This is a genomic window from Sporosarcina sp. BI001-red (genome assembly GCF_003384035.1).
In the GTDB taxonomy this organism is placed as follows: domain Bacteria; phylum Bacillota; class Bacilli; order Bacillales_A; family Planococcaceae; genus Sporosarcina.
Genome location: NZ_QQAK01000015.1, coordinates 25,873 through 37,800 on the forward strand (window position 1 = coordinate 25,873; position 11,928 = coordinate 37,800).

The window sequence follows — 11,928 nt, forward strand, 5'->3', positions numbered from 1 at the left end:
ATATCGCGGCCATATATGGAGGCGACGAATTTGCATAGGTTTTGCTGAGGACCGATAAAACCGGCGGGCGCAACCAAGTCACCTATGCTAGTGATTTGATATAGAAGATGCTCCCTGTCGATCAAACAATTCCAGTTTCAGCTGCTTTGTAAACTCTATTTTAAAATGAAACAATCATCGCGGTTACCTACACGATAAAAGCCCGTCGAGAATTCCAAAGATAGTGGAATGTCCCGACGGGCTTTTTGTATAATGGAATTAGCGGCGTATGAGCAAGATACAAACACGAAACACTTGCACGCAGGCTCCCGAAAATACTTAGCTCATAAAAGGGAAGAGCTGAAACCGTTTTATTACAAGTTTCACTTTTAATGAACCAGTTTTCATGGAAAACTACCTTCAACCTAAATCGGTTCCTTTATGTATACGTGCTTATTATAGTCCGTCTCTTCCCACCAACCCGTTAGTCATGTAAAATAGTTAACGTTAAGAAATAATCGATAGATGGGAAATGAAACCTGTCTAATTCGATTTCCAGTATTACGACACTTATTAGATGAAGGGATGACCTGGCATCCATAATGAGAGGAATTGAAATTGAATATGAAAGAGAATTTCTGGCGTGAATTACCACGACCATTTTTTATATTAGCACCTATGGAGGATGTCACGAATGTTGTGTTTCGCCATGTAGTGGCGGAAGCTGCAAGACCCGATGTGTTTTTCACAGAGTTTACGAATACAGAAAGTTATTGTCATCCGGAGGGAATCTTCAGTGTGCGCGGACGTTTGACATTCACAGAAGACGAACAGCCTATGGTGGCTCATATTTGGGGGAACAAGCCTGAACACTTCAGAGAAATGAGTATCGGAATGACCGAACAAGGATTTAAAGGTATCGATATTAACATGGGCTGCCCTGTCCCTAACGTAGCTTCGAAAGGAAGAGGCAGCGGGCTAATCAACTATCCCGATAACGCAGCGGATATTATCCAAGCTGCAAAAGCAGGAGGATTGCCTGTCAGTGTAAAGACGAGACTGGGCTATACAGATATAGAAGAATGGCGCGGCTGGCTGAAGCATGTATTGGAACAAGACATCGCTAATTTATCGATACACTTGCGTACAAGAAAAGAAATGAGTAATTTCGAAGCGCATTGGGAACTCATCCCAGAGATCAAGAAACTTCGTGATGAAATTGCACCAGATACAATGTTAACCATTAACGGGGATATCCTGGATCGTCAAATGGGCTTGGAACTCGTCGAGAAGTATGGTGTGGATGGCGTGATGATAGGACGCGGAATCTTTAAAAATCCCTTTGCCTTTGAAAAAGAGCCAAGAGAGCACAGTAGTAAAGAGCTAATGGACCTCTTACGACTTCATCTGGATCTCCATGATAAATATTCAAAAGAAATTGAAGAGCTTCCTTTCAAGCCGCTCCGTAGATTCTTTAAGATCTATGTCAAAGGAATCCGAGGAGCAGGTGAATTGAGAAATCAGCTGATGTACACAGAAACAACAGATGCAGTGCGAGCATTGCTGGATGAATTTGAGTCACAGAATGCTGAAGAGTTAAGTGAGTAAAAACTTTAAAAAACAGAGAAGCGCACTAGCGATGTTACCTCACATCGCTAGTGCGCCTTTTCATTTCACTTCGACCATTCTTCTGTATCACTTTGCCCCCATACCTTATTAAATACGTCGGTCCATTTCTTCGCTAGTTCTTTATCTGTGATCACTATTAGCTGTTCCATATTTTCAGTAGCAGAATCCTCCGTGAAATTGTAAGAGCCCATTGCGACAAGTCGACCATCAACCAATGTCATTTTTAAGTGCATCTTCTTTGATGTGACAATTTTCACGTCGATTTGTTTTGCTGTTAGGCGATCTAATAACTTGGCACGGCTCTTTTTCTGCGCTTTCTCAGAATCTGTAAGTACCCTTACTTTAACGCCACGATCAATCGCTTCAAAGAGGGTTTGTGCGATTTCGGGGTCTTCGAAATTGTAGATGGCGATATCGATTGTTTTAGTTGCAGCGCTAATTGTATCTAGTAGAAGTGTCTTTGGGTCATTGGCGAGATGACTGAATGCATAATCGATTTCTCCGTCCCCCAACGGCTGAGATGAATTTTCGTTTGAACAAGATTTGGTGAACAATACAACATTTAAGAGTATTGATGCAATCAGCACTACGATAAGTAGTATATTGAGGTTTGACAAATCGTTTCCTCCTTTATAATTTCAACTGCACTGAAGGCCAGAAGTAAATTAAATCGAATAAGCATTTCTTTGAATGGTAGTTTACAGCAACTGAAATGTTTAATTGTATAATTAGTATCTACCACGGATATGTAGAAATGAACCAATTTGTTAGCGAATGTGCTGTGCAGACAAATGAGTTAGCAGGGAGATAGACCAAGTATAGTTACTTTTTACAATTGCATCGACACGTAATACTTGGATAAGATGAGAGAATAGGAAGTCCAGATAAGTATATTTGTGCAAGGTACTGTACACAAACAATAAGGAGCTGACCTATGAACAAATTTGTGCTAATTACGTTTGTCCTCGTATCGACAGCTCTCATGGGATCTTCTTTTTCGGTTGGGAAGATTGGTTTGCAATATATTTCGCCTCTATTAATGGTAGGGGTGCGGTTTGTTATGGCAGGTATTCTAATGGTCATATATGTAAGGATTACTAGAAAGCCATTGCCCAAGGACTTTAGTACGTGGATGAAAGTTTTTCTGATTGGCTTATTTCAAACTGCGGGTGTGTTCGCCGCGATTTTTATAAGCTTACGAACGATCACAGCTGGACAATCGGCAATTCTAACGTTCATGAATCCGCTGCTCGTTGTTATTTTTGGATCACTTATATTAGGAATGAAATATCACCTCGTTCAATGGGGCGGCGTGATCCTGGGATTTGTCGGAGTAATGATTACGCTGGGCGGTCAATTTGATTTTCAGTTTGGGACCATTTTAGGGTTTGGTGGCGCTATATCGTGGGCCATAGCGACGCTGCTCGTGAATCGTTGGGGGAAGAGTCTGAATACGTGGGTGTTATCTGCCTATCAAATGTTGTTTGGCGGATTGGTTTTGTTACTTTGCAGTTTACTCTTTGAAAAGGTGCAATTAGTACTTAATCCGACTTCGGTATTTGTCATTCTGTGGCTAGCGATCATGGCTTCCGTCGTCCAATTTACGATGTGGTTCTTCGTACTCCAACAAGGAAATCCTGCCAAAGTCAGTTCATTTCTATTTCTGGCTCCGTTTTTTGGCGTTCTCACAGGATGGCTGCTGCTGCACGAAACGATTGGACCCACAGTCATTGTTGGCGGTTTGTGTATCTTTGGGGGAATCTTTTTAGTCAATTGGACAGCAAAAGTGAAAACGTAATTCTTTTAATGAAGAAACAGGAAGTTTAAAAGATACTTATCTAATTGCTCCCTCAAAGTAATGTCGTTTAAAGTGAAATTATGCATGAAAAGTTCAAGACCAATGATATTGAATGTTGAAGTTTTAAAAGCAGTTCTCTTCGCGAATCACCTTTTCTATTAATTACTAATGGAATCCTCGTTACAACAGTCTTTCACTTTGTAGCGAGGATCATCAAAATAGGGGAATAAAGTAGCTTCTTCAAATCAGAGGATGCTTTTTTTGAATTAATTTGGAAGAAATGATTCCTAAAAAAAGTAGGTGCGTTTGTCGCGCCTGATGAGTTCCATTCCCTAACCCATCATCTCAACCCAATCAGGAACTTCCATAGTACATAATAAGCGGAGCTCTTCTTCGCGTTTATCTAGATAGGAGCTAGCCTTTTTTAAATCCAAATCGACGATGGCAGGATGGGTCATGATTTCAACAGACGTACATCCAAGACCTTGTAAATGTGAAAAAAGGTCTTCATTGGCACCATCTTCGTAGAAATTTAACCAAAGAGCATCGGTTAACAAGATATCCGGTTGATGTTTTAAGGAATCTGTATAACGAACCGGAACTTGGTAGTCGATGGCTAACTTGATGATCAGTTCCTTTAAAATACCCCATCCATGAACGTGATGATGGCTGTCAATATGATGCAGCGGCAAACCTGTCGCAAGAAACGCATCGAGTTGGGCTCGCCATTCTTTCTCTACCTCTTCTATATTGGGCGGATCCATTACTTCAAATGCATTCGTATACCGAAATACACCCTGTTCATTAACAAGTGTTGGTACACCTATACTTAAGGGCTTGCCATACGTGAGAACGAGGTGGATGCCTATATGTAAGGAAGGCATTGTTTTTGCTTTTTCAATTGCATATTCCGTCGCAAGTCCATTCATCATTAACGTCGTAGATTGAACGAGACCGTGTATATGAGATTGAATAATCCCATCTGTTACCCCTTTGGTTAACCCGAAATCATCCGCGTTAAAAAGTACTTTCATCCTCATCCCTCCTAGTTGGTTACAATCCTTCTTCTTCCAAGTAATTCCGACTAATGACGAAGTTTGTTTTGTCTCCTCTGAAATAAGAACGTGAGTATTCAATAACCATTCCGTCTGCAGCTTCAGCAACTGTTTCAATATAGAAACACGGCAGGCCTTCTTTGTATTCCAAAAGGTGAGCTACCCGTTCATCAGGAAAGGCAATTTCAACATGCTCTGTAGTTTTGGCAATCTGCAGATGATAGTTTCTTTGAAGGGTTTCATACAGAGACGTCTCCGCGTGCTCTTTCGTAATACCAGGTGCTAGCTTCCAGGGAACGTAAGCAATTTCAAATTGTGTTGGTTCACCATTTGCTTTTCTTATGCGTTCAATCCGTTGAATGGGATCGTTGACTGAAACATTCAGTACTTGCACGAGAAACTCAGTCGCAGGAATCACTTGCAGACTAACGAGTGAAATTTCTGCTTTTTTACCTTGGACTGCGATTTGATCGCTATAGCGCTTCACGGTATGTGAAAGCGTCTGTTTCACTTTTTGTTCCGCAACAAAGGTACCATTGCCTTGTTTTCTAACGAGATATCCTTCTATCGTTAGTTGCTTAAGTGCCGTTCGAACTGTGGTTCTACTAACGTTAAAGTCTTTACACAATTCTAGTTCAGTTGGAATTCTATCCCCAACCTTATAAGTCCCTGATTTTATGCGATTCAACAAGTCTTCTTTAATGTACGCATGAAGTGCTTGGTTTTTTTCCATTGCAATGCTCCTTCATTGGTGATGTTTAAAGTGTACAAGATTTCAGATACAATAACAAATTACGCATATATGTAGCTACCTTTGAATAATATGTATTATTGTTATATACAACTATTTAAATGTATGATACATTTGATTTAGGAATTCCAAAAGTGTGACAAGTTAAATTACTTCGATTGTGTAGATAATCAGCTTGCACCAAGGATGTCCAAATACAAGTCTATTAATTTATTACTACTTAAATTTTGAAACCGCTTTCACATTGACAATAAAGGAGTTTTTAGCATGAGTTTAAAAATCGTTATCATCGGTGGAGGATCTAGCTATACACCTGAAATCATTGAAGGAATCATTCGTCGTCATGATTCGTTTCCAGTAACAGACATGGTATTAGTAGACATTGAAGAGGGGAAGGAGAAATTAAGGATTGTTGGTGAGCTTTCAAAGAGAATGATTTTGAAATCTGGTAAGTGTATAAACATATCTTGGACATTGGATAGAAAAGAAGCCCTTGTAGGCGCAAATTTTGTATCAACACAAATACGTGTTGGTGGTTTAGAAGCAAGAGCGAAAGATGAGCGAATCCCTTTAAGTCATGGTTTCATCGGCCAGGAAACGAATGGAGCAGGAGGAATCTTCAAAGCGTTTCGGACGATTCCTGTCATGATGGAAATGGCGCAAGATATCCATGAAATCTGTCCAGACGCATGGATGATCAACTTTACGAACCCCGCAGGAATGATTACAGAAGCGTTGTTGAAGTATTCCGCGCATAAGAAAGTGATTGGAGTCTGTAACATTCCATTCAATATGCGACATTCAACCGCTGAAATCTTAGATGCTTCACCAAGTGATGTGGATATTGAATTCATCGGCATGAATCATTTTGTTTTTGGAAGAAAAGTGACCGTCAACGGCGTCGATCGGACAGAGGATGTATTGAGCAAACTAAAGTCAGGGCTCGATTATTCGCCAGCTAATATTGTGAATCTAGGATGGTCTCAAACCTTCATAGACTCCATGAAACTGTTGCCCAATCCGTATCATCAATATTACTTCCAGATGAAAGATGTTCTGAAGAAGGATATTCAAGCGTTTAACGAACATGGCACGCGTGCCGAAAAAGTTCAGGAGTTAGAGAAATCGTTATTTGAACTCTATAAGAGCCCTGAACTGGAAGACAAACCGAAAGAGCTAGAAGAGCGTGGGGGCGCTTTTTATAGTGAAGTCGCCTGTAGCCTTATGGATTCCATTTATAATAATAGAAAAGACATTCAAACGGTAAATACCTTTAATAATGGTGCGATTCCTGATTTACCAAATGATGCAGTAATTGAAGTGAACAGTGTGATTACGGGAAATGGACCAGAGCCAATTTCTGTTGGGCCGCTACCACTCACTATCAAAGGGATCGTTTGCGAGATGAAAGCATTTGAGGAACTTGTTATTCAAGCAGGGCTATCTGGTAATTATCATGATGCATACGTTGCAATGCTCATGAATCCACTTATGCGAGACGAAAAGGGAAGTAAAATGGTACTTGATGAGTTGCTAGCAGCTCACAAAGAGTACCTACCACAATTCAAGGGGGAATTGGAATGAAAGGTAGGTTCATGGAGAAGTTTATTGAAATTGCTGGACGAATTGGGGCACAGCGTCATCTCGTAGCAATCCGTGATGGATTTGTAGCGATCATGCCGCTGATCATTGTGGGATCTTTCGCTATTCTCATCAATAACTTTCCACCTTTAGGTTCTTTCAGTTTTGTTGAATGGATGAATGGTATATTAGGAGAAGGAAACTGGCAAGCGGTTGGAGGCAGTATATGGAACGGTACCTTCGCGGTCTTAGGATTGCTAGTCGCCTTTTCAATCGCCTATAATCTTGCCAAGTCTTATGAAGTCGATGGGTTGTCCGCAGGTTTGATCTCAGCGGCAGCATACATCATGCTTGTTCCAGTGACCGAAGATTGGGGATTGAATTTCGCTTGGCTAGGGGCCCAAGGACTATTTGTCGCCATCATCCTTGCACTTGTACTGACTGAGCTATTCCGAGTATTAGTAAACTCTAAATGGACGATCAAAATGCCAGAAGGCGTCCCTGAAGGTGTTGCACGATCGTTTAAGGCATTGATTCCTGCGACGCTTATTTTGATTTTAGTAGGTTGTTTCCAAGCTTTAATGAGTGTGTTTGCTGAAATTAGTATATTTGAAGTGATATTCCAAGCGATTCAGGAGCCGCTACAAGGGCTCGGAAATACGCTGCCAGCTGCTATTTTAATTGCATTCTTGAATCACTTACTTTGGTTCTTTGGGTTACATGGTACGAACATTATAGGGGCTGTTATGGAGCCGCTGTACCTTCCATTGATTCAGGAAAACTTAGAGTTGTTCAATAGTGGGGTTTCAGCATTCGATGTTCCCTATACAGTAACGAAACCATTCCTAGATGCATATGTGTTCATGGGTGGATCAGGTACGACCATCGCATTAATTGCTGCGATATTCATCGTCATACGGAAACAGAAAAACCACCCGTATCGGGAAGTGGGTAAACTCTCGGCGCCGGCTTCACTATTCAACATTAACGAGCCAGTGATCTTTGGATTACCGATTGTACTCAATCCAGCGATGCTAATTCCATTCATCATGATTCCAGTTATCTTAACAATTACGTCTTATTTCGCTCTCGCTACAGGGTTAGTACCGAAAACAGTTGCGATAATTCCATGGACGACACCACCAATTTTAAGTGGTTACTTAGTAACCGGCGGAAGCTGGAGAGGAATTGCATTACAGATTTTCAACTTCGCAATTGCTACGATGATGTACATTCCATTTGTTATGGTAGGCGTCAGAGCGTTAAAACAACAGATGGGAGAGATTAAGGATGCACACAATTGAAGAAGTTCAAATGCTATCATTCACAATAATTTTACACGCGGGCAACGCTAGGTCCAGTTCAATGGAAGCGATTGCATTAGCGAAATCTTATAAGTTCGACGAAGCTCGTCAAAAGATAGAGGAAGCAAATGAAGAATTCACGGCCGCTCATCACCATCAGACAAATTTATTAACAGCAGAAGCCAATGGAGAAACGAATCCTGTAACTGTTATCTTAGTCCATGCTCAGGATCACCTCATGACCGCGATGACAGTAAAAGAGTTAGCGAATGAGATGATTGATATGTACGAAAAGATGCAAGCCATTGAGGAGGATAAAAAATGAAAATCATTTTAGTTTGTTCTGCAGGAATGTCGACATCAATGTTAGTGAAAAAAATGAAAGACTCTGCAGAAGCAAGAAACCTAGATGCAGAGATTAGTGCAGTTGCTGAATCCCAATTGAAAAATAACTTGGAAAATCTAGACGTAGTCTTGATTGGACCACAAGTCAGATACTTGGAAAAGAAAATTAAACAACAATTGGAACCTCAAGGTATAAAGGTAGATATCATCAATCAATTAGCTTACGGAATGATGAAAGGTGACCAAGTATTGGACCAGGCAATCGAGTTAATAGGGTAATGTAAAAGATCTTGCACAACCTAGTCCAAGCAGCCGAATCATCTGGCTGCTTCGTCTTTTCTGAATAGGTAAAGTCTAGGTGAACCTTCATAACTAAGGGTTCGCCTTTTTTGTTGGGAATTATGATGTCGGTAGACGTACTCGTTACATACATTCCTTCAGTCTAGGTTTCGTTACTTTTAAGGTATACTAGTGGAAAGTCGTAAAAAGGAGTGTGAACATATGCCCGACTTTGTAAAAGAGTATTTCCTAGGACTTGTTGATAGTTTGCAATCCACCTTGAAAACGCCGGATGCATACTTGAACAAAGTGGCATTGACAGCGGTGATACTTGTACTAGGACTGTTCTTGTATGTTCTACTCAAAAAAATAACTGCACGCAGTGGCAAAAATTTCACAAAGAAGATTCAGTTACATAATGCAGCGAAGCAAACCGTGGTGACACTGACAATCGTTACAGTTTTATTCATATGGGTTCAAGCGATTAATGTTCTGATTTTGATTGCATTATTAGTGGGCGTCATTGCGGTGTTCATGGTCAGAGGATTGACGAACAACATTATCGGTTATTTTGTCATTAAGTATCGAAAGTATTTCGAAATTGGACACCGTGTAGAAATTAATGGAATTATCGGGGATGTTATTGAAATCAATACAACCAGTTTCAAATTGTTAGAAGTCCGAAATGGGCTATCATCCGATTCGAATACAGGACGCATTATTAAACTTCCGAATAGCATTATCTTCAATGAGTCTATTGAAATGGTCGGTGTCGCTAACACGTTTGTCTGGCATGAAATTAAGTACGTCCTATCGTTTGATAGTGATTGGCAATTAGCTGAACGGATGATGTGCGAAGCAGGAGAGTCCTATTTCAACGAGACTGTTTTGCCACAACTCAAACAAACGAATTCTCGCTTGGTGAATGAGCAAGAGGAAATGCGACCTGTGTTTTCAATAGATACGAATGATGCAGGAGTTGTTTTGGTTTTACGTTATTTAGTGGACTATAAACAAGGAACGAGTGCGAAAACCAAGTTGCAAAGGACAATCTTGCCACAACTCATTGATCATCCAAACATCGAGTTTGCAGTTGTGGAAGTAAAGGTGTTCCGGGGATAACCATGGTATATGGTGCAACAGAAGCACCTCAATTAGATGAAGGAAAGAAGGAAGTCCTTATGACAGATATAACGAAACCTATTGAAGAGATAACGATCAGGAATGCACAGCCAGAGGACGCGGAGAGCATAGTTAAGTTTTACAATGTAGTCGGCGGTGAAACAGATTACCTATCTTTTGGTGGTGATGAATATCCCCAATCTGCGGATGCAGTGGCTGCGTCCATAAAAAATATGGAAGAAGAAAAAGGAAACTGTATGCTTCTTTTAATGGAAGGGGAAAGAATCGTTGGAATGGGTACGATTGATTCCAGTACGAAACGTAGATTCCTTCACGTGGGGACATTAGGGATTGTCATACGCCAGTCGCATGCGGGAAAAGGCCTTGGCCTCTTGCTAATGAATGCATTGATCAACTGGTCCAAAGATAATGGACAAACTGAAAAAATCATGCTCGTCACTCGGGCAGATAATGAAGTGGCAATTGGACTTTATGAAAAACTTGGATTTAAGCAAGAAGGGGTATTCCACCAAGATTCGTTTGACGGAGAACGGTATTATGACAGCTTATCTATGGCACTTTTTCTGTGAAAACAAAAACTCTCCGACACTTATACAGTGTCTGGAGAGTTTTTTGTATACATTTAAGCATCTACTGAGGGTTTTTTCGGATCACGTATTGCAAATGAGAGCAACAGTCCAAATGCTGCGATGCATCCCGCAACCACGAATGCGAAATTGACGCCGTCTATTTCTCCGGCTACCGAATTTCCGCTTGCTGCAGTGATGGTAATCGTAACGAGCACTGCGGTTCCAACGGCTCCTGAGATCTGGCGGAAGGTGTTATTCATCGCCGTACCATGAGAAATCAGGTGATTCGGTAGCTGATTCAAACCAAGCGTTGTAGATGGCATCATGACCATTGCAATCCCAACCATTCGAATTGCGTTTAAGACTGCTAAATACGTAAATGTTGTATCTTGCGACAAGTTTGCAAAGAAGAATGTTGTCACGGTTAAAATCGTAAATCCGATACGCAGCAGCCACTTTGCCCCGTATTTATCGAACAGCGTCCCTGTCAATGGATTCATGATTCCCATGACAATTGCGCCTGGCAATAGCATAAGCCCTGAATGCAATGCGTTGAACCCAAGTAGGTTCTGCATGAAGATTGGAAGAATGACAGTTGTTGCAATCATCGAAGCGAAGACAATCATTCCAAGTCCAGTTGCAATGGAGAAGATGCTGTATTTGAATACACGGAATTCAAGGATTGGTTCTTCAAGTTTCAACTGTCTGTTGATGAACAAGAAGAGGGCAACTGCACCGACTACGAGTGAGATAAGTGTGTTAGGGCTTAGCCAGCCTAAGTTACCTGCAACACTGAAGCCATAGAGAAGACCGCCAAATCCTAATGTGGATAGAACAATTGACAGGTAATCCACTGTTGGATTTGTTTGCTTGGTGACGTTTTGCAGCAAGAAGTACGCCGCAATGATGATCACAAGAGCGATTGGTAGGACTACGTAAAATACGCTGCGCCATGGGAAATTATCAACGAGGTAACCCGACAAACTTGGTCCGATGGCTGGTGCGAATGCAATGACGAGACCAAACATTCCCATCGCTTTCCCGCGTTGTGAAACTGGGAAGATGAGGAACATGATCGTCTGCAAAAGCGGCATCATAATACCTGCGCCAGCGCCTTGTAACACGCGTGCCACTAACAAGAAGGAAAAGTTAGGAGAGAAGGCACCGATAAGCGTACCTACCGCAAATGTCCCCATGGCCGTCAGGAACAAACTTCGAGTAGTGAATTTTCCTATTAAGAAAGCTGTAATCGGAATCATGATCCCGTTGACGAGCATGAAAATCGACTGCAACCACTGAACAGTACTTTCATTGATGTTGAGATCTTTCATAATCGGGGGGAGCGCAGTCGCTAGAAGCGTCTGGTTTAAGATTGTAATGAACGCACCAGACAATAACACTGCAAGTAGTGGGATATGCTTTTTTAAATCGAACGTCTGGGAATCACCCAGTGTTTGTGAATTGACCATTAACACTCATCACCTCATATTGGATT

12 protein-coding genes are annotated in these 11,928 nt (G+C 41.2%); 8 read left to right on the plus strand and 4 right to left on the minus strand.

The window, feature by feature from the left end; genetic code table 11:
• Positions 1 to 603 precede the first annotated feature (603 nt).
• Complete coding sequence (locus DVB69_RS14555) at positions 604 to 1,587, plus strand: tRNA dihydrouridine synthase (protein WP_116019995.1); 984 nt, start codon at positions 604 to 606, stop codon at positions 1,585 to 1,587.
• A gap of 65 nt (positions 1,588 to 1,652) precedes the next feature.
• Here the strand turns inward: DVB69_RS14555 and DVB69_RS14560 are convergent, their stop codons facing one another.
• A complete protein-coding gene (locus DVB69_RS14560; RefSeq protein WP_116019845.1) occupies positions 1,653 to 2,225 on the minus strand; it encodes a phospholipase D-like domain-containing protein in 573 nt (190 codons plus the stop codon).
• Between the two features lie 317 nt (positions 2,226 to 2,542).
• Between DVB69_RS14560 and DVB69_RS14565 the strand changes: the two genes are divergently transcribed.
• Positions 2,543 to 3,406 carry a DMT family transporter gene (locus DVB69_RS14565; protein WP_116019846.1) on the plus strand — a complete coding sequence of 288 codons (864 nt, stop codon included), beginning with the start codon at positions 2,543 to 2,545 and terminating at the stop codon, positions 3,404 to 3,406.
• A 332-nt stretch (positions 3,407 to 3,738) separates the two neighbouring features.
• Here the strand turns inward: DVB69_RS14565 and chbG are convergent, their stop codons facing one another.
• Both chbG and DVB69_RS14575 read right to left on the minus strand, forming a co-directional pair.
• Entirely contained in the window at positions 3,739 to 4,440 is a 702-nt protein-coding gene (gene chbG / locus DVB69_RS14570; RefSeq protein ID WP_116019847.1) for a chitin disaccharide deacetylase, read from the minus strand.
• Between the two features lie 19 nt (positions 4,441 to 4,459).
• Positions 4,460 to 5,194, minus strand: coding sequence for a GntR family transcriptional regulator (locus DVB69_RS14575; protein WP_116019848.1), 735 nt, complete (start codon positions 5,192 to 5,194; stop codon positions 4,460 to 4,462).
• Between the two features lie 285 nt (positions 5,195 to 5,479).
• On the opposite strand from DVB69_RS14575, the gene DVB69_RS14580 reads away from it, so the two are divergent.
• The 6 genes from DVB69_RS14580 (at position 5,480) to DVB69_RS14605 (ending at position 10,433) form a co-directional block, all read left to right on the plus strand.
• Positions 5,480 to 6,796 carry a 6-phospho-beta-glucosidase gene (locus DVB69_RS14580; protein ID WP_116019849.1) on the plus strand — a complete coding sequence of 439 codons (1,317 nt, stop codon included), beginning with the start codon at positions 5,480 to 5,482 and terminating at the stop codon, positions 6,794 to 6,796.
• Complete coding sequence (locus DVB69_RS14585) at positions 6,793 to 8,097, plus strand: PTS sugar transporter subunit IIC (protein ID WP_199562877.1); 1,305 nt, start codon at positions 6,793 to 6,795, stop codon at positions 8,095 to 8,097. The genes DVB69_RS14580 and DVB69_RS14585 overlap by 4 nt, the downstream gene beginning before the upstream one ends.
• Complete coding sequence (locus DVB69_RS14590) at positions 8,084 to 8,422, plus strand: PTS lactose/cellobiose transporter subunit IIA (RefSeq protein ID WP_116019850.1); 339 nt, start codon at positions 8,084 to 8,086, stop codon at positions 8,420 to 8,422. Before DVB69_RS14585 ends, DVB69_RS14590 begins: the two co-directional genes overlap by 14 nt.
• A complete protein-coding gene (locus DVB69_RS14595) occupies positions 8,419 to 8,721 on the plus strand; it encodes a PTS sugar transporter subunit IIB (protein ID WP_116019851.1) in 303 nt (100 codons plus the stop codon). Before DVB69_RS14590 ends, DVB69_RS14595 begins: the two co-directional genes overlap by 4 nt.
• A 222-nt stretch (positions 8,722 to 8,943) precedes the next feature.
• Positions 8,944 to 9,843, plus strand: a complete 900-nt coding sequence (locus DVB69_RS14600) for a mechanosensitive ion channel domain-containing protein (RefSeq protein WP_116019852.1) — start codon at positions 8,944 to 8,946, stop codon at positions 9,841 to 9,843.
• Between the two features lie 2 nt (positions 9,844 to 9,845).
• Positions 9,846 to 10,433 carry a GNAT family N-acetyltransferase gene (locus DVB69_RS14605; protein WP_116019853.1) on the plus strand — a complete coding sequence of 196 codons (588 nt, stop codon included), beginning with the start codon at positions 9,846 to 9,848 and terminating at the stop codon, positions 10,431 to 10,433.
• A gap of 53 nt (positions 10,434 to 10,486) precedes the next feature.
• Here DVB69_RS14605 and DVB69_RS14610 read toward each other — a convergent pair whose 3' ends face one another.
• Positions 10,487 to 11,902 carry an MDR family MFS transporter gene (locus DVB69_RS14610; RefSeq protein WP_116019854.1) on the minus strand — a complete coding sequence of 472 codons (1,416 nt, stop codon included), beginning with the start codon at positions 11,900 to 11,902 and terminating at the stop codon, positions 10,487 to 10,489.
• Between the last annotated feature and the right edge of the window lie 26 nt (positions 11,903 to 11,928).